Raw genomic sequence first — 208 nt, 5'->3', positions numbered from 1 at the left:
CGGGATTGTTGCGTTTGAAATGCTCGCGGTGCTAGAAATGCCAGTTGTTGAAAGCCCGGTTGTGTCAATCACTACCCGCTATGAAGGCGCAAGCGCCACCTTTATGGAAAGCCAAGTGACTTCTGTTATTGAAGATCAAGTAAGCGGGATCAGTGGTATTGATGAAGTAGATTCTGTTACGCGTAATGGGATGTCTCGTATTACCGTT

1 protein-coding gene is annotated in these 208 nt (G+C 46.6%); it reads left to right on the top strand.

All coding sequences use genetic code 11. The annotated features are described in order from the left end of the window. The coding region (locus V6255_RS19055; RefSeq protein WP_341629493.1) for an efflux RND transporter permease subunit at window positions 1-208 on the top strand (208 nt) is incomplete at both ends.

Source organism: Psychromonas arctica (assembly GCF_038155225.1).
Lineage (GTDB): Bacteria > Pseudomonadota > Gammaproteobacteria > Enterobacterales > Psychromonadaceae > Psychromonas > Psychromonas arctica_B.
The sequence above is the reverse complement of the archived record's forward strand: the minus strand, read 5'-3'. Positions and strand labels throughout refer to the sequence as shown.